Annotated in this window: 18 protein-coding genes; 13 read left to right on the top strand and 5 right to left on the bottom strand. The window is 33.9% G+C overall.

All coding sequences use genetic code 11. From position 1 onward, the window contains the following. Nucleotides 1-185: 185 nt before the first annotated feature. On the bottom strand, nt 186-986 hold the full coding sequence (locus J3U13_RS00410) for a YdgH/BhsA/McbA-like domain containing protein (RefSeq protein WP_267339420.1): 801 nt from the start codon (nt 984-986) through the stop codon (nt 186-188). A 332-nt stretch (nt 987-1,318) separates the two neighbouring features. Beyond that, nucleotides 1,319-1,939, bottom strand: a complete 621-nt coding sequence (locus tag J3U13_RS00405) for an NUDIX hydrolase (RefSeq protein ID WP_267339419.1) — start codon at nt 1,937-1,939, stop codon at nt 1,319-1,321. An 85-nt stretch (nt 1,940-2,024) separates the two neighbouring features. Between J3U13_RS00405 and J3U13_RS00400 the strand changes: the two genes are divergently transcribed. The 10 genes from J3U13_RS00400 to purD all read left to right on the top strand — a co-directional run bounded on the left by J3U13_RS00400 (nt 2,025) and on the right by purD (nt 15,036). After that, nucleotides 2,025-4,517, top strand: coding sequence for a class I adenylate cyclase (locus J3U13_RS00400; protein WP_267339418.1), 2,493 nt, complete (start codon nt 2,025-2,027; stop codon nt 4,515-4,517). 209 nt (nt 4,518-4,726) lie between these two features. Beyond that, complete coding sequence (rpoE, locus tag J3U13_RS00395; RefSeq protein ID WP_267339417.1) at nt 4,727-5,302, top strand: RNA polymerase sigma factor RpoE; 576 nt, start codon at nt 4,727-4,729, stop codon at nt 5,300-5,302. Between the two features lie 41 nt (nt 5,303-5,343). Then, on the top strand, nt 5,344-5,904 hold the full coding sequence (locus J3U13_RS00390; RefSeq protein ID WP_267339416.1) for an RseA family anti-sigma factor: 561 nt from the start codon (nt 5,344-5,346) through the stop codon (nt 5,902-5,904). A gap of 6 nt (nt 5,905-5,910) precedes the next feature. Beyond that, nucleotides 5,911-6,894 carry a MucB/RseB C-terminal domain-containing protein gene (locus J3U13_RS00385; protein WP_267339415.1) on the top strand — a complete coding sequence of 328 codons (984 nt, stop codon included), beginning with the start codon at nt 5,911-5,913 and terminating at the stop codon, nt 6,892-6,894. A 153-nt stretch (nt 6,895-7,047) separates the two neighbouring features. Then, nucleotides 7,048-8,844: a translation elongation factor 4 gene (gene lepA, locus J3U13_RS00380; RefSeq protein ID WP_267339414.1), complete on the top strand. Its 1,797-nt coding sequence runs from the start codon at nt 7,048-7,050 to the stop codon at nt 8,842-8,844. A gap of 19 nt (nt 8,845-8,863) precedes the next feature. After that, a complete protein-coding gene (gene lepB, locus J3U13_RS00375; RefSeq protein ID WP_267339413.1) occupies nt 8,864-9,868 on the top strand; it encodes a signal peptidase I in 1,005 nt (334 codons plus the stop codon). Nucleotides 9,869-9,876: 8 nt separating this feature from the next. After that, nucleotides 9,877-10,554, top strand: a complete 678-nt coding sequence (gene rnc, locus J3U13_RS00370; RefSeq protein ID WP_416380331.1) for a ribonuclease III — start codon at nt 9,877-9,879, stop codon at nt 10,552-10,554. Next, nucleotides 10,551-11,456 carry a GTPase Era gene (gene era / locus J3U13_RS00365; protein WP_267339411.1) on the top strand — a complete coding sequence of 302 codons (906 nt, stop codon included), beginning with the start codon at nt 10,551-10,553 and terminating at the stop codon, nt 11,454-11,456. Before rnc ends, era begins: the two co-directional genes overlap by 4 nt. Nucleotides 11,457-12,064: 608 nt before the next feature. Then, the gene (gene purH, locus J3U13_RS00360; protein WP_267339410.1) at nt 12,065-13,657 is read left to right on the top strand and encodes a bifunctional phosphoribosylaminoimidazolecarboxamide formyltransferase/IMP cyclohydrolase; all 1,593 of its coding nucleotides are present in this window, start codon (nt 12,065-12,067) and stop codon (nt 13,655-13,657) included. Nucleotides 13,658-13,737: 80 nt separating this feature from the next. Beyond that, entirely contained in the window at nt 13,738-15,036 is a 1,299-nt protein-coding gene (gene purD / locus J3U13_RS00355) for a phosphoribosylamine--glycine ligase (RefSeq protein ID WP_267339409.1), read from the top strand. Nucleotides 15,037-15,134: 98 nt separating this feature from the next. On the opposite strand, the gene J3U13_RS00350 is transcribed toward purD, so the two are convergent. Then, the gene (locus J3U13_RS00350) at nt 15,135-15,473 is read right to left on the bottom strand and encodes a hypothetical protein (RefSeq protein ID WP_267339408.1); all 339 of its coding nucleotides are present in this window, start codon (nt 15,471-15,473) and stop codon (nt 15,135-15,137) included. A gap of 358 nt (nt 15,474-15,831) precedes the next feature. Here J3U13_RS00350 and rnr point away from each other — a divergent pair, with 358 nt between their 5' ends. Genes rnr through J3U13_RS00335 form a run of 3 tightly spaced genes read left to right on the top strand, consistent with a single transcriptional unit; the run spans nt 15,832 to nt 19,676 of the window. Continuing rightward, nucleotides 15,832-18,294, top strand: a complete 2,463-nt coding sequence (gene rnr, locus J3U13_RS00345; RefSeq protein WP_267339407.1) for a ribonuclease R — start codon at nt 15,832-15,834, stop codon at nt 18,292-18,294. After that, on the top strand, nt 18,295-19,047 hold the full coding sequence (gene rlmB, locus J3U13_RS00340; RefSeq protein ID WP_267339406.1) for a 23S rRNA (guanosine(2251)-2'-O)-methyltransferase RlmB: 753 nt from the start codon (nt 18,295-18,297) through the stop codon (nt 19,045-19,047). Nucleotides 19,048-19,061: 14 nt separating this feature from the next. Continuing rightward, nucleotides 19,062-19,676 carry a hypothetical protein gene (locus tag J3U13_RS00335; protein WP_267339405.1) on the top strand — a complete coding sequence of 205 codons (615 nt, stop codon included), beginning with the start codon at nt 19,062-19,064 and terminating at the stop codon, nt 19,674-19,676. Between the two features lie 151 nt (nt 19,677-19,827). Here the strand turns inward: J3U13_RS00335 and J3U13_RS00330 are convergent, their stop codons facing one another. Together J3U13_RS00330 and J3U13_RS00325 are read right to left on the bottom strand one after the other, a co-directional pair. After that, nucleotides 19,828-19,995 carry a hypothetical protein gene (locus J3U13_RS00330; protein ID WP_267339404.1) on the bottom strand — a complete coding sequence of 56 codons (168 nt, stop codon included), beginning with the start codon at nt 19,993-19,995 and terminating at the stop codon, nt 19,828-19,830. Nucleotides 19,996-20,566: 571 nt separating this feature from the next. Then, entirely contained in the window at nt 20,567-22,030 is a 1,464-nt protein-coding gene (locus J3U13_RS00325; RefSeq protein ID WP_267339403.1) for a catalase, read from the bottom strand. Between the last annotated feature and the right edge of the window lie 301 nt (nt 22,031-22,331).

The following is a 22,331-nucleotide window of genomic DNA, read 5'->3' as shown; positions in this document are numbered from 1 at the left end:
CATTTTTTCCGTTATTTAGTCGCTTCAACTAATACGTCGATCGTATATTGATTATCGATGTTCTTTTCCACTTAAAGACAATGTATATTTAAGAATATTATGACTAGAGTAAGGAGAGGATAATATAACTTTCCACGTAGTTAAGTTTATATTTCACGTAGAAAGTTATATAAAAAATTACTTCACTATTTATATAAATTTACATAAACAGTTTGTGCAGTACTGGCTGAATTTGTTGTTATTTCTTTAACATAGTAGAAGTGTGCATCATTGGCAATTGCATATTTTTGAGCTTCAGCGCTGATTTCTGCTGTATTGTTGAATGAACCATGGAAACTGATTGTTTTATATGGTGTCATTGTTTTAAACGCATCGCTTGTGATTTCGTAAGCATCTTCACCTTCTATTGCCTTAGAAACAATAAAATCTCTCACTACTGCATCTTTTTTGTATAATGCAACATCAATTTCTTGCGATTGATTTTTGATATCTGAAGGCGCAATAGAGAAAACATAAAATGCATATGCATTTTTTTCTGCGGCCAATTTACTCGCATCATTCATTACTTCAGCAGTATTATTGTAATTACCTTTAAATTTGATAACTTCAAATGGGAGATAATAAAGAGCTTTAGCTCGTGGATATAGAACAACACCATTTTTTGTAACTTCTTTTTTTATAACTGCGACAGGTTGATTGGATTGATAAATATCAGCATAAACAATGGCACTATCAGCTGAATTATTAGTCATTGCATTTTCAATTGATTTGATATAATAATACTTAGCACCAGCTTCATCGGCAGCTTGAGAAATATCATCTGCTGCATTTTCAGCTTGTAAATATCTACCTGTTACAGAAATTTCTTTAAGTGGAATTAAGTTTTTTGCTTCTTGCGCAGTTAAAGCATCAGCTGCATAAAGATTAGCAACAGGTAATGATAATAAAAGAGCAAGTGCAATTGATGATTTATTTAAACGTTTCATGATTATTTCCTTCATTTTTTGAATTATTTCAATTAAAGTTAATTTTTAACGCTGTATTTAATTTGCCATCATAAACATAATGTAAAGATATACGTATACCTTCAAAATCTAAGATATTTATGTCTTTATCTATACATTAATAATTAATTTATAGTTATAAAGTTTTTTCTAAGAAACAAAAAAGCTGTTTATTTTAAAATATTCAGATTTAACGAAGCTGATAAAAATATATAGTAATAGATAAAATTATAGAAACATTGTGTTAAAAAACAACGATTACTGAAGAACAGAAATTAAAGTAAAAATATATTTTAAATTAGTAAGCTAATTTTTTATTTTATTGCTTTTTGAATAGTATTAATAAATTGTTTTGTTATTTGTGCAGTTAAACCCCAAATAATATAATTATTATATTGATAAAAGTAAACTAAATGTTCAGATCTTTTTTGCCAGTCTTTTGAACGATTAGGTAATAAGTTATAAGGAAAATCATTATCTGGTTTGTGTCCAACTTGCATCGTAGCATGTACAGGTTGATTTCTTTTAAACCAATCAAGTGGAACAGTAAAAACGCTTTCAACTTCATCAATGTTTAGTTTTAAATTTTTAATAGAATCAATTTTACCAATAAACGGATAAATTACCATTCCTAATGAGGCAATAAATTTTGGTAACTGACCTAAAATAGTAATTTCATTGATTGGAATCCCTAATTCTTCACAAGTTTCTCTTTTCGCAGTTTGTTCAGGGTTTATATCTTCTATTTCAACTTTACCACCCGGAAAACAAATATCACCAGGCTGCCACTTAAGTTTCTGAGATCGAATTTGGAATAATAAGTGTAATTGATTATCTACTTTGACAATTGGAATTAACACAGCTGCTTTATTTTTGATTTGTTTAGGACGTTCGGTGGTTTTCAAAATATCCGATATTTTTTCTAATGTGATCATAATATTTATTTTATTTTTTAATTTAACATTCTATTTACGTTATAATAAGAAAATGTTAGATTGAAATTGTTTGTTAGTAGTACACGTGTTTTACTTGAATAATGCCATGCAATATTATATTAACAACATAAAAAAACAACTTAAAGATCTTGCTTTACTGAAGCATGAACGTGCTCTGAATGCTATGTCAGAAGAATTTCAACATGTTTTTTCATTTCTGCCGGCTTTTTTTCATTTTCATGATCCCAACCTTCCAGGTTATCTAAATGAAGATATGCCTAAGGGTATTGCTTGTTATCAAATTTCTGAAACCGTTTCCACTCAATTGCAAAATGATTTTAATTTCATTACTCCACTGACAACCGATAAATCTGATATTTCAGCCTTGTATTCAATGGGAAGCACATGTTCGATTGGACAATCAATTACATCAGATTTGGATATATGGATTTGTATTGAAAATAATTTATCTGCCAACAGAAAATCATCTTTACAAAAAAAATGCCGTCTAATTGAACAATGGGCAGATGAATTAGGAATTAAGTTAACCTTATTTGTAGTAGATGTCGATCGTTTTATTAATAAGCATCATGAATGTTTAATTGGTGAAAATTGTGGTTCGGCTCAACATATATTATTGTTAGAAGAATTTTATCGTTCGGCTAACTTATTGGCAGGTAAGTTATTATTATGGTTTGCCGTGCCTAGCAATTTAACTATTAATAACACAAAATATCCGACTTATGAAAAATGTGTTCAAGCATTAGTCGAACAGAATATTATCATTCGTGATGAATGGATCGATTTTGGGCCATTAACGGGATTATCGGCGGAAGAATATTTTGGTGCTAGTTTGTGGCAACTCTATAAAAGTATTGATTCTCCATTTAAAGCTGTTTTGAAAACTTTATTACTTGAAGCTTACTCGTGGATTTATCCAGAAAATAAACCAATCGCTTATGAGATGCGTAGTTCTATTCAAAAGGCAGAAATTTATCAAGGTTGCTATTTAGATTCATATTATATGCTTTTGCAAAGGTTAACAAATTACCTCATTGAAATTAAAGATTTTGCTCGATTAGAACTTATTAGAACGTGTTTTTATTTAAAAGTTAATGAAAAACTATCAGTACCAACTTGTCTACCATCATGGCGTCGAAAAATTCTAGATGAGTTAGTCAAACAATGGGGATGGAGTAAAGAGCTCATAGCTAAATTAGATGCTTGCAATACATGGAAAATTGAACAAGTTCGGGAAATACATGAAATATTATTACAGACTATGATGACAGGTTATCGAAATTTACTGAATTTTGGTCGTCGTAATAATTTAGATTCATTAATTAGCCCACAAGACTTAGCTATATTAACGCGTAAACTTTATGCTTCTTTTGAAGTGTTGCCAGGTAAAATTACAACATTAAAACTTAATATTTCCAGTAATTTACAAGAAAGCACGCTTACTTTTATTTGCGTTAAAGAAGATAGAATCAATCGAGCGGGTTGGTATGTGTATAAACAAAAACCACTTCTAAATGACATTATTGGTCATCAATATATTGAATACAGTAAGTATTTGGTAAAATTAGTGAGTTGGTGTTATTTTAATAATATGATTTGTGACTCAACAGAGTTTTATTATCATAATGGGGAAGATCGCGATAAGACTAAAATAACCAAATTTATTAAAGATCTCAAAGCATATTTTCCTATTAATGTTCCAACAGCAACCGAAGAACAGCTTTATGGACCATGTGAAATACGTCATTTAGCCATCATTTTAAATCTCGAAAACGATCCTACAGCTAATTTAAACTTAGAAAATGAATTTAATTCTAATGTATTAAATTATGGTGAAAATGAATTAAGCTTAGTTGGATCGATAGACTTATTATATCGTAATTCATGGAATGAAATTCGTGTTTTACATTTTAATGGTAAATTATGTGTTCTTGAAGCTATTAAAGCGTTACTTAACCGAATGCATAAAGATGCAGATTTACCGAATTTAATGGAAATATTTTGTTATAGTCAATGTTTAAATAATCAAATTAGACAGCAAATAAAAAAATTGATGGATGATTGCATTGAACTTCGATTAAGTTCGACGATAAATAATTTAACTCAAGTAAAACCTTTAAGAATTGATGGTGCATCATGGTATCTATTTTTCGAACGACTCGGTGTCTCATTTCATCAATTTGAAAATGCCATTGATTTTTATGGTGCAGTATCTAATAATAAAGCACAAGGAACACCATTAAATATATTAGATGAAACGAATGAACTGCCTAAAGAAATAGACAGCGTAGCGTATCAAGGTGTAATTCAGTTCTTTTTTGAAGACACCAACACAGGATTTGATCTATATATTTTAAATGAACATAATCAGATAGAAATATATCGCAATTGTAATGGCAATAAAGAAACTATGGTTAAAGCCATCAATGATTTTTATGTTCTATCGGATGACAGATTTACTTTCGCTACTAGTAGTTCTGTCAATTTCAATTTACCGCAATTTTATCAAATTACTTATAATAATGTTGGTGAGCGAGAGATCTATTTATTGAATTAACATTGATCGTAAATTACGTCATATTATAAAAAGTTCGATAAAAGTAATATTATTTTTGTAGAAATTGTTTTAAAGGTATTTTTGATATGAAAAAAATTTATATTTCTATTAAAATAAATGGGAACTTTTTTCTAATTTAATAATCTAACTGTTAGTAAGCATATTTTTGGGCCACAAGCAGTTATTAACATAGTGAGGATTGGCCTTTAATGGGGGAGCAAGTAACAGACCAAGTATTAGTTGACCGCGTATTAAATGGTGATAAAAATGCGTTCAATTTGCTTGTTGTTCGTTATCAAAATAAACTTGCTCATCTGGTTTCTCGCTACGTTTCAGCTTCTGAAGTTCCGGATATTGTGCAAGAAACTTTTATTAAGGCTTACCGATCTTTAAGCCTATTTAAAGGTGAAAGTATATTTTATACATGGTTGTACAGAATAGCAGTTAATACAGCAAAAAATTATTTAATTTCGCAGGGTCGTCGACCTCCATCATCGGACATTGATGCAACAGAAGCCGAAGGTTATGACAATGCAGAATCTTTAAGGGATATTGACAATCCAGAAAGCTTAGTACTTTCAAAAGAAGTTGGAAAAGTAATATTTGAGGCAATTGAAGCATTACCCGATGATTTAAAAATGGCTATTACATTGCGTGAAATTGATGGACTGAGTTATGAAGAAATTGCTGAAATTATGGGGACGCCTGTTGGAACAGTAAGGTCGCGTATTTTTAGAGCCCGTGATATTATTGATGAAAAGATTAAACCATTAATAACTAATTGAAACAATTAAGTTAAAGTAGTTATAACATTAAGGTATCTACTATGCAAACAGAACAGAAACAGCAACTTTCATCACTTATGGATGGTGAGTTTAAAGATGATCGTTTCATTGATGCTGTATCAAAAGATGAAAATTTACAATCTTGTTGGCATCGTTATCATATTGTAAGATCTGCTATGCGAGGTGAGCTGCACAGTAGTACTTTAACTTTAGATATTTCAAATCAAATTGCTCAAGCTATTTCTGACGAAAACCTATATTTTGAAATTCCAGATCAACCAATCTCAAAAGAAGTCACTATACCAAAAGTTGAAAATTTATTTTGGAATCGTATAAAAGATGTAGTAGGAAAAGTTAGTCAAGTTGGATTGGCAGCTTGTGTAACGTTGGCAATTATTGCAGGTGTTCAACATCAGCAGGGACAATTAGACAGTTTTAATGGTACTCCAACACTCAATACTCTACCTGTAGGTGTTAATGTTGCTCCAGTTGGTGGTATTCAACAACATAACGACCAACAACTACTTGAAAAAAGACAATATGATAAAATTAGATTACTTGTACAGGATTATGAGTTACAAAAAAGGCTTAATGCTCATTAATTGTTTATGAATTGTTCATTTTATTTAAATACATTTAAATTTAAGCAGAGTATTAAATTTATCATTACTTTGCTGTTGATGCTGTTTACTTTCACTTCCTATGCGGAAGATACCGAAAAAGCGTTACAATTACTAAATAATATGCACAAAGCTGTCAAAACCAGCACATATCAAATTCATTTTCTTTCTCAAGATAAAGATCAATATGTTACCACTTATGAATATTCTCATTTAGGTTCTGAAAAGCAAGATAATATCAAAGCGCAATTACTTTATCTTGAAGGTCCAGCAAAAGAAATCATTTTGCACAATGGTGTAACAAGTTATTTTCAACCGGATAGTGCCTCTTTTTCAATTACTAGCTCACGCATCACAGAAGCCTTTCCTGATGTTATTTATAATGATTTTAGTCAATTAGTTGATGTTTATGATTTCATTTTGTTAGGTAAAACCAGAACAGCAAATCATAGTGTCCAATTGGTTAAAATCATTGCTAAAGATAAAGATCGTTATAGCTATATTATTTGGATTGATGATGAAAATTTTTTACCTCTTCGAATTGACCTACTTGATCAAAGTGGTGAAATCATTAGCCAACAAAAAGTAGTTGATTTAAATGAAAATTTTGAACCAAAAACGATCAAAGAATATATAGATAGCCGTACTTATCCTATTTTATTATCAATTGAAAAACAAAATAACATACTTGAAGTTTGGCGTTTAGCATGGTTACCTAAAGGATTTAAAGAAATTGCTGCTTATAATGTTAATTTTTATAATTCTGATATCGCCACTAAATTGTTTTCTGATGGAGTTTTTTCATTTACTGTTAATGTGTCTTCAGATCAATCAAATCAATCAAATCAGCTTATTATGCAAGGCGATCGTACTATATTTTCGACAAATATTAATAATAAAAATATTATTATTATTGGTAATCTGCCTAAAGTTACTATTGAGCGTATTGCCCAAAATATTGTGGAGAAATAATCGCAAAACTTTCGATAACACTATGCTTTGCGGTTATTAATGTGTAAAATGTTCCTTTCCTATTTTTCATGATTATCTAACCTGTTATTTTTTGTAATAACATTTCGGATAATTAAGAGTATATAACTAAAACATAAAATATAATTTATTGATATGAATAAAAATATCCGCAATTTTTCAATCATTGCTCATATTGACCATGGTAAATCAACACTTTCAGATCGTATTATCCAAATTTGTGGAGGGCTTTCTGATCGTGAAATGGAAGCGCAGGTTCTTGATTCAATGGATCTGGAACGTGAACGTGGTATTACAATAAAAGCTCAAAGTGTTACGTTAGATTATCATGCAAATGATGGTCAAACCTATCAGCTGAATTTTATTGATACCCCTGGACATGTAGACTTTTCTTATGAAGTTTCTCGTTCACTTGCAGCCTGTGAAGGTGCATTATTAGTTGTTGATGCTGGCCAAGGAGTTGAAGCGCAAACCCTTGCAAATTGTTATACTGCTTTAGATATGAATTTAGAAGTTGTTCCAGTACTCAATAAAATTGATTTACCTGCGGCAGAACCTGAACGCGTGGCTGAAGAAATTGAAGATATTGTAGGTATTGATGCAAGTAATGCAGTTCGTTGCTCTGCTAAAACAGGACTGGGCGTGGCAGATGTATTGGAGCAATTAGTAAAAGATATTCCTCCACCGGAAGGGGATTCCAATGCACCACTACAAGCACTAATTATTGACTCATGGTTTGATAATTATTTAGGGGTTGTGTCTTTAATTCGTATTAAAAATGGCGAATTACACAAAGGCGATAAAATTAAAGTTATGAGTACAGGTATGACTTATAATGTCGATCGTCTAGGTATTTTTACGCCTAAACAAGTTGATAAAGATACTTTAAATTGTGGTGAAGTTGGCTGGGTGGTTTGTGCCATCAAAGATATTTTAGGTGCGCCAGTAGGTGATACTTTAACTTCAGCTAAAAGGCCAGCAGATAAACCATTACCTGGTTTTAAAAAAGTCAAACCGCAAGTTTATGCTGGTTTGTTTCCAACAAGCTCAGATGATTATGAAGCTTTCCGAGATGCTCTGGGCAAATTAAGTTTGAATGACGCATCATTATTTTATGAGCCAGAAAATTCTGGCGCTTTAGGATTTGGTTTTCGTTGTGGTTTCCTTGGCTTATTACATATGGAGATCATACAAGAGCGTCTAGAACGAGAATATAATCTAGATCTCATCACGACAGCGCCAACAGTAGTTTATGAAGTATTAACGACTTCTAATGAAATTATATACGTGGATAGTCCAGCTAAACTTCCAGCAGTAAATAATATTCAAGAATTACGAGAACCAATTGCTGAATGTAATATATTGGTTCCACAAAACTATTTAGGTAATGTAATTACGTTATGTGTTGAAAAACGTGGTGTGCAAACAAATATGGTCTATCACGGTAATCAAGTTGCATTGACTTATGAAATTCCAATGACAGAAGTGGTTTTAGACTTTTTTGATAAATTAAAATCAACTTCTCGCGGTTATGCTTCATTGGATTACAGTTTTAAACGATTCCAAGCTGCTGATATGGTGCGATTAGATGTATTAATTAATGGTGAACGTGTTGATGCATTAGCATTAATTACACATAAAGATAATGCACCTTATCGTGGACGAGAATTAGTAGAAAAAATGAAAGACCTTATTCCTCGTCAGCAGTTTGATATTGCTATTCAGGCTGCTATTGGTAATCATGTTATTGCTCGTTCAACGGTTAAACAATTACGTAAAAACGTATTAGCCAAATGCTATGGTGGTGATGTTAGCCGTAAAAAGAAACTGTTACAGAAGCAAAAAGAAGGTAAAAAACGCATGAAACAAGTTGGTAACGTTGAATTACCGCAAGAAGCGTTTTTGGCTATTTTACATGTGGGAAAAGATTAATCAGTTAAAGAGGTAAAAAATGGCTGGAATATTTGCCATCATATTAACAGTAGCTACATTGATTACTGCAATCTTCTGGTTTCTAGAGAAATTTAGATGGAAACCAGCAAGACAACAAAAAGTTGAAGAAGTTCGTAAGCAACATAACGGCGAAATTGATGGAAAAATACTTGCTGAAGTCGGTAAACCTAAAGGTTGGGTTGAAAGTATCGCATCGTTTTTCCCTGTTTTATTTGTTGTATTTGTCATTCGTTCATTTTTATTCGAACCTTTTCAAATACCTTCAGGTTCAATGATGCAAACTTTGCTTATTGGAGACTTTATTGCAGTTCAAAAGTATTCTTATGGATTAAGAGATCCTATTACTAATACAGTATTAATCTCGACAGGTCATCCTAAACGGGGGGATGTTGCTGTATTTAAACATCCAAACATACCTCAAATGGACCTTATTAAACGCGTCGTTGGAATGCCAGGAGATAAAATTGTCTATCTTGTTAAAGAGAAGAAAATATTGATTTATCCTGCCTGTCAAACTGATGAAACTAATTGTATTGATGGACAAAAATCTGAACCATTGGACTTACATTATACGCAACCACAACCAAGCAATTGGAAAGAAGTTCATCAAGAGTTTAAAACAAATCCGAATTTTTATACATTAGAGCAGTATGCTGATAAAGGGATTGTAAATTCTCAATCTGTTGTATCACTTAATATGAATATGCAACAAGAAACGTTAGGTGATAAACCTCATGAAATTTTAACCACCCTAGGTTCACATGAGGATCCTAAATATTTCTATCGCCAAAATGGTCAACCAATTGCTACATGGGTAGTACCGAAAGATCACTATTTCATGATGGGTGATAATCGAGATAATAGTGGTGATAGTCGTTATTTTGGCTTTGTACCTGAGCAGAATTTTGTTGGTCGTGCGACAGCAATTTGGATCAGTTTCGAGAAACAACCAGATGAATGGCCAACAGGCATTCGATTTAGCCGTATTGGTGGTATACATTAATTGTAATGATAATGAAAAAATTTAGTCAAATACAACAATCAGTTGGTTACCAATTTAATAATTTATCCTTATTAGAATTAGCACTGACTCATCGAAGTGCTAACAAATTGCATAATGAACGTTTAGAGTTTTTAGGTGATTCAATTTTAAGTTTTGTGATTGCTAATGAACTGTATGAACGTTTTGTCAAACAAGATGAAGGCGATTTGAGTCAAATGCGCGCAACACTTGTTTGTGGGCAAACACTGGCTGAAATGGGTAAAGAATTTAAATTAGGTGATTATCTTATCCTTGGTCAAGGTGAATTAAAAAGTGGCGGGTTTCGTCGCGACTCGATCATTTCCGATGCGGTTGAAGCCATTATTGGTGCCATTTATTTAGATAGCAATATCGAAACTGTACGACGCTTAATTTTGACTTGGTATCAAACTCGATTGAATCAGATTCAACCAGGTATTAAACAAAAAGATGCCAAAACACGTTTACAAGAATATTTACAAGGCATTCATTGTGAGCGCCCATGTTATTTAATTCTCGAAGTCACGGGTGATAATCATGAGCAAGAATTCTTAATTCAATGTAAACTTGAGAATGATAGTCGTGAATATTTAGGGCGAGGTCTAAGCCGTCGCAAAGCCGAGCAAGCTGCTGCTCAAGAAGCACTTAATCAATTAGGTATAAAATGACAAAAGCAACACAACATTGTGGATTTGTCGCCATAGTAGGTCGACCAAATGTGGGTAAATCAACATTATTAAATCAACTACTAGGCCAGAAAGTTTCTATAACATCGCGTAAAGCGCAAACTACGCGTCACCGTATTGTTGGTATTGATACTCAAGATAATGATCAAGTTATTTATATTGATACTCCGGGCTTACATATTGAAGAAAAAAGAGCTATTAATCGCTTAATGAATCGTGCTGCAAGCAGTTCAATTGGTGATGTCGAATTAGTTATCTTTGTTGTTGAAGGAACCCATTGGAATGATGACGATGAAATGGTTGCCAACAAACTTAAAGATTGCAAATGCCCAGTATTGTTGGTTATCAATAAAATTGACAACGTTATCGATAAAACTCAACTATTACCACATATTCAAGAAATTAGCCAAAAAGTTAATTTTGTTGATGTAGTGCCAATTAGCGCTGAAAAAGGTGATGGTATTGACATTATAAGAAAAATTGTTAAAGAACATTTGCCAGAAGGCGAACATCATTTTCCTGAAGAGTATATTACCGATCGATCTCAACGTTTTATGGCGTCCGAAATCATTCGTGAAAAGTTAATGCGTTTTTTAGGTGATGAATTACCATACTCTGTGACTGTTGAAATTGAGCAATTTAAAGTTGATGAACGCAATGGAATGTATCGTATTAACGGGTTAATATTAGTTGAAAGAGATGGTCAGAAGAAAATGGTTATCGGCAACAAAGGTGAAAAAATAAAAAAAATCGGTATAGAAGCCCGTAAGGATATGCAGTCATTTTTTGATAACAAAGTACATTTGGAACTTTGGGTCAAAGTTAAAGCTGGCTGGGCCGATGATGAGCGCGCGTTACGTAGCTTAGGATATAGTGATGATTAATTGAAATTTAGTAAAAAAATCAGGTAAATATTTTGCCTGATTTTTTATTAATAGCTATTCTTAAACGTTGTGTTTTTTAATATTTATTTCTAAAAAATTTTAATCAATAAACTTAATCTCTCTATTCGAAAACTTAATTTAATGGGTTAATCTCCATTCTTAATAGTAAAACTTAACTAAAAATTCAGCCATAGTTTGAAGGGTATTTTTTATTATATCGTTAATTTGTTTATAATAGCATGATTACCATGTTTACGATAATTAAGCTTATTTAATCGTACTTATCGGATTTCTGCCAATATTAAAAGTACAAGTGATTATAGTCATAGAGGCAATTTTTCCTAGATAACAGCAATATATTCTTTGTAATTAGCATTTTCCCCACTAAATGGATCATTCGTAGATACATTTCATTATGTAAATTTTGCAGGTTAATAATAAGGTAATCATAAATAAGACAGGTTATTTTTATAATTCTTGCCTATGAAAATAATATAATTCAAATGTTTCGATTTTTTTTAAGGAGTTAATACTAAACATCGTTTCTGATTTTATATATAATATCCACTTACAGACTTGGATTTAGAATATAAATTTCGGAGTTTTTCATGCAGCAGTTTCGTCCTATTCGCCGTGCTTTACTTAGTGTTTCTGATAAAACGGGTATTATTGAATTCGCCAAAGCATTATCAAAAAGAAATATTGAACTCCTTTCTACTGGTGGCACCGCCAAATTATTAATCGACCACCATATTCCAGTCATTGAAGTGTCCGATTATACGGGTTTTCCAGAAATGATGGATGGACGCGTCAAAACTTTACATCCCAAAATACATGGCGGCATTTTGGGGCGTCGAGGAATAGATGATCAAGTCATGCAGCAACATCATATCGACGCTATAGATATGGTCGTTGTAAATTTATATCCTTTTGAAAAAACAGTTGCCAACGCTAATTGTACTTTAGAAGAAGCGATAGAAAATATTGATATTGGTGGACCAACGATGGTACGCTCCGCTGCAAAAAACAACAAAGATGTCGCTATTGTAGTAGATTGTCGGGACTATAGTACAATCATTGATATGTTGGATGAACAACAAAATTGTTTATCTTTTAAATATCGATATAACTTAGCAATAAAAGCATTTGAATATACTGCTAAATATGATGGTATGATTGCCAACTATTTTGGCAAATTGGTTCCCCCATATTATGGTGAAACCGAAAAGCCAGCAGGAAAGTTTCCACGAACCTTAAATCTTCAATTTGTTAAAAAACAAGATTTGCGATATGGTGAGAATGCTCATCAACAGGCAGCTTTTTATATTGAAGAAAATTTTGAACAAGCTTCTATTGCTACAGCTAAACAGCTACAAGGCAAAGAATTATCTTACAATAATATTGCTGATACGGATGCAGCGCTAGAATGTGTGAAATCCTTTGATGAACCAGCTTGCATAATTGTTAAACACGCTAACCCATGCGGTGTTGCTGTAAGTAATAATATTTTAAATGCCTATCTTAATGCCTTTAAAACCGATCCAACTTCTGCCTTTGGTGGAATTATTGCTTTTAATCGACAGTTGGATGCTAAGACTGCTCAGACAATCATTGATAAACAATTTGTTGAAGTGATTATTGCACCGTCAATCAGTACTGATGCGTTGGCTGTTACACAAACTAAAAAAAATGTGCGTGTGCTTGAATGTGGTAAATGGTCAACGTCGTCATTAGCCAGCTTGGACTTCAAGCGCGTTACTGGAGGTTTGTTAGTGCAATCGCGTGATATGGATATGATTTCACCCGAACAACTAACAGTAGTCACCAAGCGACAGCCAACTGAGCAAGAGCTTTCAGATTCACTATTTTGTTGGAAAGTGGCTAAATTTGTAAAATCGAACGCGATTGTTTATGCAAAAAATAAAATGACCATTGGTATTGGTGCAGGGCAAATGAGTCGTGTGTACTCCGCTAAAATTGCAGGAATAAAAGCACAAGATGAAAATCTGGAAGTTGCTGGTTCTGTCGTTGCTTCTGATGCATTTTTTCCATTCCGTGATGGTGTTGATGCAGCTGCGGCTGCGGGGGTAACTTGCGTAATTCAACCAGGAGGATCGATTCGTGATGAAGAGGTTATCCAAGCTGCGAATGAACATGATATTGCGATGATTTTTACCAACATGCGTCATTTTAGGCATTAATGCATTTTTTAAGTTTGTTTTATCTTTATTAAAATTACATTGGTTATCTTCTTAAGGAAGAAGCATATAAAGGATCTTTTATGAAAGTATTAGTGATTGGTAATGGTGGGCGTGAACATGCGTTAGCTTGGAAAATAGCACAGTCTTCATTAGTATCTAAAGTCTTTGTCGCTCCTGGAAATGCAGGGACTGCACTTGAATCAGGTCTGGAAAATATTAATATTAAAGCCACGGACGTTAGTGGATTATTAAATTTTGCTCAGCAAGAACAAATTGATCTTACCATTGTTGGTCCTGAAGCACCTTTAGTTATTGGCGTTGTTGACAGTTTTCAAAAGGCGGGATTAAAAATCTTTGGTCCAACAAAATCGGCATCACAACTTGAAGGTTCGAAAGCCTTTACAAAAGATTTTTTAGCACGACATAACATCCCTACCGCTGAATATCAGAATTTTACTGAAGTCGAACCAGCTCTTGCTTATATACATGAGAAAGGCGCACCAATTGTGATTAAAGCGGATGGTTTAGCTGCGGGTAAAGGTGTTATTGTGGCGATGACACTTGAAGAAGCTGAAGCTGCTGTAAAAAATATGTTGGCTGGTAATGCTTTCGGTGATGCTGGGCATCGTGTGGTTATTGAGGAGTTTTTAGAAGGTGAAGAAGCCAGCTTCATTGTTATGGTTGATGGCAAACATGTCGAACCAATGGCAACTAGTCAAGATCATAAACGCGTTGGTGATGGTGATACTGGCCTTAATACTGGTGGTATGGGAGCATATTCCCCAGCACCGGTTGTGACCGATGAGGTTTTTGCTAACATCATGAATCAAATCATTTATCCAACCGTCAATGGTATGGCACAAGAAGGTAATGTGTATGTTGGATTTTTATATGCTGGTTTGATGATTGATAAAGAGGGAAATCCCAAGGTTATAGAATTTAACTGTCGCTTTGGTGATCCAGAAACCCAACCGATCATGATGCGTTTGCAATCAGATTTAATCAAATTATGTTTAGCTGCCGTTGATGGTAAATTAGATACCGTAAAATCAAAATGGGATCCTAGACCTGCACTCGGTATTGTAATGGCCGCAGGCGGTTACCCAGGCGACTATAATACGCAAGATGAAATCATTGGATTACCAACCGAATCCTCCTTAGATTGCAAAGTATTTCATGCCGGTACCAGTTTTGAAAAAGGGCAAGTATTTACTAATGGAGGACGCGTATTATGTGTTACCGCTTTAGGAAATACAGTATTAGATGCTCAACAACGTGCCTATCAGCAAGTGAATAATATACGTTGGCACGGTTGCTTTTATCGTCATGATATTGGTTATCGAGCTATTGAACGTGAAAAACTCGATCATAGACAGTAATATCATCTAAATTTAATGGGTCAAGGCGTTCGAGAACGCCTTAGCATTAACAATAACCTTGATGAGAAATTTGAAAGTTAATGAAAATACCAACTTTTTTAATAACTAAACAGAGACAGAACGGCTAAAGTTGCTCCTAAAACAATGATATTATAAATACCATAGGCTCTAATAAAATAGGCAACAGGAGGTGAAAAAATAGGTAAATACGAAGCTAAAATGCATAAAAAGATAGAGATAAATAAATATTTAGACCAATTATCGAGCTGTTTATTCCAAAAAAATAATATAAATACAGTGATAACTGATAAAATAAGGCTAAAAAAAGCAAACCTTAATTGCTCAAAAGTGAACATATCAAGCCAGCTTTCTGCTGAATAGTTTACAAGACCCGCAACTAACCCACCAGGTAATATTACAAAAGTCCAAAGAATCATTTAAAATACAAACAATTGTTTTTTTCATGTTTATCCGTATTGCTTGATTTTTGACATTCCTAGCTAAGTTATAGCTATTTAACATTATATTTTATATCAATATTAAGTCGATATATAGCATATTGGTATCATTTGATTGATAAACGTAAATTATCCTATAAATGCTCGATTGCTGTTGGTGTAGAATTGACTAAATCTTAACATCAGCTTTTTGTGTTTACCAATATTAATAATTCATTAATAAAAATTAAAAATAAATTAAGATTTCCCTGATTGTTGTTGATAAATTGAATGTTCATTTTAAGTTATATCACTCTGTGTTATGCTAACAATAATATTAGATCACAGGATGTTATTTATGATAAAAGATCCTTTCTTTGATAGAGAATCAGAAAAGTATGATTCTCCAATTGCCAGTCGTGAACTTATTTTAGATTATCTTAAACAAGAAGCGAAACCTGCAAATTTAGAAAAGATTGCCCAAGCTGTTTCAATAAAAGACGATGAGCAAAAAGTAGCTTTACATCGTCGTCTTCGAGCGATGGAACGTGACGGACAAGTTGTATTTACCCGTCGCAAATGTTATGCCTTACCTGAAAAGTTCGATATGGTTAAAGGGAGTGTAATTGCACACCGTGATGGCTTCGGTTTTTTGCGAGTAGAAGGTACTCCAGAAGATTATTTTTTATCACCCGAACAGATGAAAAAAGTGTTACAAGGTGATGTGATCTTAGCTCAACCAATGGGGACGCAACATCGTGGTAAAATTGAAGCACGTGTAGTGCGAATTTTAGAACCTCGCAGTAATTTTATCGTTGGACGATATTTTATTGAACAAGGTGTTGGCTTTGTCGTGCCGGATGACAGTCGGTTGAATTTTGATATATTAATTGTTGGTAAAGCGCATCGTACTGTGCGTATGGGATCAGTAGTGGTTGTTGAATTACAGCAACGTCCTGAGCGTCGTCAGAAAGCGGTAGGGACCATTAAAGAAGTGCTTGGTGAAATTATGGGAACCAACCTTGCTATTGATATTGCGCTTCGTAATCACGAAATTCCTTATGAATTACCTAAAACAGTGATAATAGAGACCAGCAAATTTACTGAGCAAGTTCCAGAAAACGCCAAAAAAGGCCGTAAGGATTTGCGCGAATTACCTTTAGTTACCATTGATGGCGAAGACGCCCGTGATTTTGATGATGCTGTTTATTGCCAAAAAAATCGTGGTGGAGGCTATCGTTTATGGGTTGCTATTGCGGATGTGAGTTATTACGTCCGACCAGGTAAGGCTTTAGATACAGAAGCATGCTTACGCGGTACATCAGTCTATTTCCCCTCTCGTGTGATTCCTATGTTGCCAGAAGTGTTATCTAATGGGCTTTGTTCATTAAATCCGCAAGTTGATCGCTTATGTTTGGTGTGCGAAATGACGGTGTCAAATAAAGGTCGTCTAACTGGTTTTGAGTTTTACGAAGCCGTGATGAATTCTCATGCAAGATTGACTTATAGCAAAGTAGCCAAAATTTTAGATGGTGATAAAGAATTGCTTGAACATTATCGTGATTTAGTGCCACACCTTAAAAACTTGCAAGGTCTTTATAATGTACTAGATAAAGCTCGTATTGCACGCGGTGCGATAGGTTTTGAGTCCGAAGAGCCAAAATTCATTTTTAATGCTGATAAACGTATTGAAAGCATTGAACTGACTCAACGTAATGTCGCTCATAAAATTATTGAAGAGTGTATGATTTTAGCGAATGTAGCTGCTGCAAAATTCGTCATTAAAGCGGATGTTCCGTCTTTATTCCGAGTACATGATAAACCTGATGAAGAGCGCATGAATAATCTGCGCAGTATTTTAAGTGAACTAGGGTTGTCCCTTGGTGGTGGTCCAAATCCTAAACCAAAAGATATTGCAGAGTTAATGGTTGCTGTTGAAAAGCGTTCAGATCATGAAATGCTACAAACTGTTATTTTACGATCAATGAAACAAGCTATTTATGATCCAGAAAATCGAGGCCACTTTGGTTTGGCGCTGGAAGAGTATGCACACTTTACTTCGCCTATTCGTCGTTATCCCGATTTACTGTTACATCGAGCTATTAAATGGATCTTGGCTGACCAAAATCATAAAACCAGTAAAACTGGTGGTTATCGTTATAATACTAGTGAAATGCTTTACTTTGGTGAACACTGTTCAATGACTGAACGACGAGCTGATGAAGCCGTGCGTGATGTAGTGGACTGGCTCAAATGTGATTACATGCAAGATCATCTTGGAGAAGTGTTTAATGGAACAATTTCAAGCGTCGTTAATTTTGGATTCTTTGTTCGTTTGGATGATTTGTTTATTGACGGTTTGGTTCATGTCTCTTCACTTGAAAATGATTATTATAATTTTGATGGCTCACGCAATCGCTTAATTGGCGAAAATACTCGTTTCATATATCGTTTGGGCGATAAAGTACAGATTAAAGTCGATAATGTGAACCCTGAAGAACGTAAAATTGATTTTTCGTTAGTAGGCAGTAATAATAAGCCGAAACGTCAAGGTAAAACAGCTAAAGATAAAACTAAACAGGATAAAATTGATTTAAGTGCAGATTTACCAATTAAACGAAAAGCTAAAAAATCATCCAGTAAAAAAAGAAGCGATAATGCTAGCACTAAAGCTGAAAATAAAACAAAAAGCAACGGGAAACCAAAAGCGATAGTAAAAACTAAAGCTAAATCCAAAAATAAAAAGAGAACAAAGAAAAACAGTACATTAAAATCGACCAGTAAAAAAATTACGAATAAAAAGACAAAGAGTAGCAAATAAATGAGTGAAACAGTTTATGGTATGCACGCTATTGAAGCATTATTAGCGCGCTCACCGGAAAGAATTATTGAGGTATTTATTATTAAAGGGCGTGAAGATAAACGTCTAATTGCCCTTGTTCATCAATTAGAACAACTGGGATTGCCAGTTAAAATAGCGAATCGTCAGTGGTTGGATGAAAAAACCAAAAATGGTGTTCACCAAGGCATTTTAGCTATGGTTAAACCAAATCGTGGTTATCAAGAAAATGACATTCCACTACTGATGGAGCAGCAATCCAATCCTGTTATCTTAATTTTGGATGGCGTGACTGATCCTCATAATTTAGGGGCATGTATTCGTACTGCCGACGCAGCAGGTGTAAGTTTTATTATCGTTCCAAAAGATCGCTCAGCACCTCTTAATTCTACTGCTCAAAAAGTAGCCTGTGGTGCAGCAGAAAGCATTCCAGTTGTGAGAGTAACAAATTTAGCCCGCACCATGCGGATGCTACAAGATGAATACCAAGTTTGGATTGTTGGTACCGCTGGTGAAGCTGATAGAACACTTTATCAAACTGAATTTTATCAATCATCGACCCCGACGTCATTAGCTTTGGTTATGGGGGCAGAAGGTGAGGGAATGCGTCGTTTAACAAAAGAACATTGTGACGAATTAGTGAGTATTCCAATGTCAGGTATTGTCTCTTCGCTTAATGTATCGGTCGCGACAGGTGTTTGTTTATTTGAAATTGTGCGCCAGAAGAACAAATAGTAAGTAGGAGTAATATGCTAGGATTGCTTAAAAAACTATTACCAATCAAAAAAGAAATTTCTGCGCTTTCAGGGCGAGATCTTCATGGTCGTAATAATGTTGGTTATCCTACTATCCAAATTTCACGCGAAATTGATAATGTAGTAAGAACACAATACAAAGCCATCAGACCGATTATCAATTTGTATAAGGATACCTTGTTTTTTAAATGGGGGCCAAGTGTTATAAATGATCAATTAACCGATGAACAACTCGCCAATTTATCAGGTCGCAATTTACAAATGGTCTATTTGTTATTATTTCGTGACATGCTTCGGTACCTTTCTGAATTAGTTACGTTAAAAAATGTACCCGAAAATTGGCCAGAAGTTTTTGCCCAAACAGTATTGGATAATTGTCGAATGCTTTGTGATGCAGATGACAATGATATTGCAAAAAAACAACAATTATTTGCTAAAACTGAACGTTATGCCGTGAATGTATCTATTGATGAAAAAAATTTTGATAACACCGAAATCCCAAACTGGGCAGTACCTATTGCTGAACTGATTATGATTCCGTCAGATATGATCTACAAATGTCATCATCCATTAATAACTGCTATCCAAAAACGAAACAAACATAGTTAATGGTATTTTTATAAAAATAATTAAATGAATCCTTTAGATAGGATTCATTTTTTGCTTCTTTTATTCCCTTTGTTTAAAAATTTTCACTCTATAAATTTTGCAATTTGTATTTGCAAAAATACCAACTAGGTAGCAAATTTATTTCAATTGACTATTCTTTAACGGTCGAAATGCTATCGATAAATTTCCAAATTAGTGTACGAACAGTACGCAATGAAATTGATGCTTTTTTACAAAAAAGATGTATACCCGTAATTTCAATAGTCGTAATAAAGGTTTTATCATCAATGCCACACAAGCACAAAAACAGTAAGTTCATAATGCATTATTAGGGATATCTATTTCACTTTTTTAAGGATACACGTCAATTTGATTTGTTGCTGTCAATTGCTTTGTCTCCCTGTCCAACTATTTTAAACCATAAACAAAACGCTAATTTGTTCTGCAACAACTTGCTCTAATTTCCACTGAATATCAATGAATGTTGTTCGCATTATGTTGAGAATTTATACGTAGTCTGTGGATTCTTTTAATGTATCTGAGCTTGTTGGGCATAAAATATTTCATCTTCAGATATTACTTCTTAGGATAATTGTGCATCATCAGAATTAATAAATTCTACAAATCTTTGCAGCGCTATTTTATTTTCCTTAATTGAAATAAATTACCTTTCTTGTATTTACCAATACTATTTGGATTTGTCACTTCTTTAAAAAGGAAAATACCAAAGGTATTGGTTGTTTAATTATCATTAAAATAAATATTTTCACTCATGTCGTCTTCGCCATAACAATCAGTTATATTGACTATTAATCATCGGAGTTAAATTGACTCATATTACCTAATAAAATAATACCGGCTAAATTTAGCCGGTATTATTATTTGATGCATTAACTTTTGATTAAATCAACATCAATACCTAATCCTTTAGCAATACCTGAACCATAATCAGGATGAACTTTATAGAAGTGTTGAAGTTGTCTAATTTGAATATCGCGATCAACACTTTTCATTGAGCCGACAATATTGTCAATAAGCAACTGTTTTTGATCGGGATGCATTAAATTGAACAAAGCTCTCGGTTGTGAATAGTAATCATTATCGACCCTATGATCATACCTATCCATAGCATCCGTTGGTGGTACATGCATTGGTGGTTCGGCATATTGTGGTTGTTGTTTTGGTGCACTATCGATGCTGTTAGGTTCATAATTAGGTGCATTATCTACACTGTAAAAACGCATTGAACCGTCACGTTGATAATTGTGAACTGGACATTTTGGCGCATTAATTGGTAACTGCTGATAATTGGTACCTATACGATAGCGGTGCGCATCGGCGTAAGCAAAAACTCGTCCTTGTAACATCTTATCTGGTGATAAACCAACACCCGGTACGATATTACTTGGCTCAAATGCCGCTTGTTCAACTTCGGCAAAATAGTTTTCTGGATTACGGTTAAGTTCCATCACACCTACTTCCATTAAGGGATACTGTTTTTGTGACCAAACTTTAGTGACATCAAATGGATTCTCGGGATGATTATTGGCCTGTTCTTCGGTCATTACTTGCATATAAAGTCGCCATTTTGGATAATCACCTCGTTCAATTGCCTTAAATAAATCTTCTTGTGCTGAATCGGGATGAGTACCATCCATTTCAGCAGCAACTTTTGGATGAATATTTTTAATGCCTTGTTCAGTTCTAAAATGCCATTTAACCCAAGTTCGTATACCATCTTTATTGATAAGACTATAAGTATGGCTACCAAAACCATGCATATGACGATAACCATCTGGAATTCCACGGTCAGAAAATAAAATAGTGACTTGATGCAATGATTCCGGTGATAAAGACCAAAAGTCCCACATCATTTGTGGATCTTTTAAGTTGGTTTTCGGATCGCGTTTTTGGGTATGAATAAAATCCGGAAATTTGAGTGCATCACGAATAAAAAACACAGGTGTATTATTGCCGACAATATCCCAGTTACCTTGATCGGTGTAGAATTTTATCGAAAATCCACGCGGATCTCGAGCCGTATCAGATGAGCCTCTTTCCCCTCCCACAGTTGAAAATCGAGCAAATACTGGAGTTTGTTTGCCAACATTGGCGAAAATACTGGCATATGAATATTGGGTAATATCTTTGGTGACCGTAAAAGTTCCATGTGCGCCTGAGCCTTTAGCATGTACACGGCGCTCCGGAATGTTCTCGCGGTTAAATTGAGCAAGTTTTTCGATGAGTTGAAAATCATCAATCAAAACTGGACCACGTGGACCTGCCGTGCGTGAGTTTTGATTATCGGCGATAGGTGCCCCATTATTGGTGGTTAAGACTTTTTTTTCTGACATTGCAATACTCCTTTTTTATTATATAAACGTTGTAAGTAAACTAATTACTTACCTAATTGAGATCTGAATATAACGTTACTAAAACAAAAAACTGGAACGGTAATGCGTGTTAAAAGCGCAGAAATAAAAAAATATGCATAGTGAGATAACGAATTAAACCAACAAACCAAGTTAAAAAACTAGCTTCAAATTGTCGATAATGGTGTCACAAATTCATTCTCTCAGTTTTACAGCTAATAGTAATGCAATTGGTTCATGCTGATAATTATATCAGAAAACTAGGCATAATAATGCTCTGTTT

The organism is Gilliamella sp. B2887 (genome assembly GCF_026537015.1).
Lineage (GTDB): Bacteria > Pseudomonadota > Gammaproteobacteria > Enterobacterales > Orbaceae > Gilliamella.
The sequence above is the reverse complement of the archived record's forward strand: the minus strand, read 5'-3'. Positions and strand labels throughout refer to the sequence as shown.

Bases quoted from the DNA above. Each gene is read 5' to 3' on its own strand.
- purH (WP_267339410.1), top strand. From the start codon at position 12,065: ATGCAGCAGTTTCGTCCTATTCGCCGTGCTTTACTTAGTGTTTCTGAT.
- lepA (WP_267339414.1), top strand. From the start codon at position 7,048: ATGAATAAAAATATCCGCAATTTTTCAATCATTGCTCATATTGACCAT.
- purD (WP_267339409.1), top strand. From the start codon at position 13,738: ATGAAAGTATTAGTGATTGGTAATGGTGGGCGTGAACATGCGTTAGCT.
- rlmB (WP_267339406.1), top strand. From the start codon at position 18,295: ATGAGTGAAACAGTTTATGGTATGCACGCTATTGAAGCATTATTAGCG.
- J3U13_RS00405 (WP_267339419.1), bottom strand. From the start codon at position 1,939: ATGATCACATTAGAAAAAATATCGGATATTTTGAAAACCACCGAACGT.
- lepB (WP_267339413.1), top strand. From the start codon at position 8,864: ATGGCTGGAATATTTGCCATCATATTAACAGTAGCTACATTGATTACT.
- rpoE (WP_267339417.1), top strand. From the start codon at position 4,727: ATGGGGGAGCAAGTAACAGACCAAGTATTAGTTGACCGCGTATTAAAT.
- rnr (WP_267339407.1), top strand. From the start codon at position 15,832: ATGATAAAAGATCCTTTCTTTGATAGAGAATCAGAAAAGTATGATTCT.
- J3U13_RS00390 (WP_267339416.1), top strand. From the start codon at position 5,344: ATGCAAACAGAACAGAAACAGCAACTTTCATCACTTATGGATGGTGAG.
- era (WP_267339411.1), top strand. From the start codon at position 10,551: ATGACAAAAGCAACACAACATTGTGGATTTGTCGCCATAGTAGGTCGA.
- J3U13_RS00350 (WP_267339408.1), bottom strand. From the start codon at position 15,473: ATGATTCTTTGGACTTTTGTAATATTACCTGGTGGGTTAGTTGCGGGT.
- J3U13_RS00410 (WP_267339420.1), bottom strand. From the start codon at position 986: ATGAAACGTTTAAATAAATCATCAATTGCACTTGCTCTTTTATTATCA.
- J3U13_RS00330 (WP_267339404.1), bottom strand. From the start codon at position 19,995: ATGAACTTACTGTTTTTGTGCTTGTGTGGCATTGATGATAAAACCTTT.
- J3U13_RS00335 (WP_267339405.1), top strand. From the start codon at position 19,062: ATGCTAGGATTGCTTAAAAAACTATTACCAATCAAAAAAGAAATTTCT.
- J3U13_RS00385 (WP_267339415.1), top strand. From the start codon at position 5,911: ATGAATTGTTCATTTTATTTAAATACATTTAAATTTAAGCAGAGTATT.
- J3U13_RS00325 (WP_267339403.1), bottom strand. From the start codon at position 22,030: ATGTCAGAAAAAAAAGTCTTAACCACCAATAATGGGGCACCTATCGCC.